Origin of the sequence: Janibacter corallicola NBRC 107790, assembly GCF_001570965.1 — a bacterium.
GTDB classification, from domain to species: Bacteria; Actinomycetota; Actinomycetes; order Actinomycetales; family Dermatophilaceae; genus Janibacter; species Janibacter corallicola.
In genome coordinates this window covers 1-2143 of record NZ_BCSR01000085.1, presented here as the reverse complement: position 1 = coordinate 2143, position 2143 = coordinate 1, and the positions used below count along the sequence as shown (strand labels likewise).

Sequence of the window (2143 nt, the reverse complement as noted above, 5' to 3'; positions counted from 1 at the left end):
GCTGGTGGTCGGCGTTCGGCAAACCCAGCGCGGCAAGGCCAAGAAGCCTGGCCCGCCGGTCCACGACGACCTGTGCGCCGTCGTCGACAAGCACGGCCTGACTCGGTACGAGTTCGTCGCCGATGGGCCCAACGAGTTGTGGCTGGCCGATATCACCGAGCACAAGACCGGCGAGGGCAAGCTGTACCTGTGCGCGGTCAAGGACGTCTACTCCAACCGGATCGTGGGCTACTCGATCGACTCGCGGATGAAATCGCGCCTGGCGGTAGCGGCGCTGAACAATGCCGTGGCCCGTCGCGGAGGTGACGTCGCCGGCTGCGTGCTGCACACCGACCGCGGCAGCCAGTTCCGCAGCCGCAAGCACGTGCGCGCCCTGAGCCGTCACGACATGGTCGGATCGATGGGACGTGTTGGTGCCTGCGGTGACAACGCCGCGATGGAGAGCTTCTTCGCGCTCCTGCAGAAGAACGTCCTCGACCGCCGCTCCTGGGCCACCCGAGAGGAGTTGCGGATCGCGATCGTGACCTGGATCGAGCGGACATATCACCGCCGTCGTCGTCAGGACGCGCTCGGGCGATTGACCCCCATCGAGTACGAGACCATCATGACCACACCAGCCACTCAGGCTGCGTGACCGAACCTGTCACCTATCCGTGCAGCAGTCCCCATCCCAGACACAACCCGCCGCACACCCCCTTCCGCCGCATCCCAGCGACGCCGCACGCTGGTCGGGCCAGTGACGACGACGTCAGCGAAGGGACGAGCATGGCAGCCAGCACGACCGCAGAGGTCTCCACCGGGAGCGAGGCGAAGGGGCTCTGGCGTTTCTTCGTCTTCAGCGGCGTCGGCCTGTTCATGTTCTTCGTGCCGATCACCATCGGCGGTGTCAGCAGCATCCCGCTGGACCACCTCGTCACGGCGATCGAGACGTATGCGGCGCCGGTGGTCCCCTTCGTCGTCCTCGCCCTGATCGTGCTCGGCACGGCCCGCCCCTTCATCACCGGCTCCTGGCGGCAGGGGATCACCAAGGGCGTCTTCTCCTTCCTCAACATCCTCGGCCTCGCCGTCGCCGTGATGATGCTGACCGTGCAGCCGGGTTGGCTCGCGGCCGAGGACATCGGGCCCTTCCTCTGGGAGAAGCTCGTCATCCCGGTGGGTCTCATCGTGCCGGTCGGCGCGGTCTTCCTCGCGCTGCTCGTCGGCTACGGCCTCATGGAGTTCGTCGGGGTCCTCGTCCAGCCGGTGATGCGCCCGGTCTTCCGCACCCCGGGCCGCTCGGCGATCGACGCGGTGGCCTCCTTCGTCGGCAGCTACTCGCTCGGGCTGCTCATCACCAACCGCGTCTACCGGGAGGGCAAGTACTCCTCTCGCGAAGCGGCGATCATCGCGACCGGCTTCTCGACCGTCTCGGCGACCTTCATGATCATCGTCGCCAAGACCCTCGGCCTGATGGACCAGTGGCTGACGTACTTCTTCCTCACCCTCGTGGTCACCTTCGTCGTCACCGCCATCACCGTGTGGATCCCGCCGCTGTCCTCGATCCCGCACGAGTACCACCCCGAGTCGACCCCGCAGCCCGAGGAGGCGGTGACCGAGAGCCGCCTCCGGGTGGCCTGGCAGGAGGCGAAGGGGACGCTGGCGGCTGCCCCGACCTTCGGCCGCAACATCTGGTCCAACTTCCGCGACGGCACGTACATGGCCGCGGCGATCCTCCCTTCGATCCTCTCGGTCGGGCTGATCGGACTGCTGCTGGCGAAGTACACGCCCGTCTTCGACTGGTTGGGCTGGCTCTTCGTCCCGGTCACGTGGCTGGTGCAGCTGGGCGAGCCGGTGCTCTCGGGCAAGGCGGTCTCGCTCGGGATCGTCGAGATGTTCCTGCCCGCCGTCGCCGCAGCCGACGTCGGCTCGTCGGTGACCCGGATGGTCGTCGCGGTTGTCTCGGTCTCGCAGGTGATCTTCTTCTCCGCGATGGTGCCGTGCATCTTCGCCACCGACATCCCGATCAAGCTGTGGCACCTGGTCGTCATCTGGTTCGAGCGGGTGTTGCTGACCATCCTCATCGCGGCGCCGCTGGCACACCTCCTCGTGTGAGGCGTTGTGCGTTCGCAGGCGCCCGGCCTCCCGGGTGGCGCGGGTGTCGCGA

At 67.3% G+C, this 2143-nt stretch carries 1 protein-coding gene and 1 pseudogene; both read left to right on the top strand.

From position 1 onward, the window contains the following. Positions 1–634, top strand: a pseudogene (locus JCO01S_RS15210) (IS3 family transposase); the annotation flags it as partial. A 131-nt stretch (positions 635–765) separates the two neighbouring features. Further along, positions 766–2091, top strand: coding sequence for a YjiH family protein (locus tag JCO01S_RS15205; RefSeq protein ID WP_068257678.1), 1326 nt, complete (start codon positions 766–768; stop codon positions 2089–2091). Positions 2092–2143: the final 52 nt, after the last annotated feature.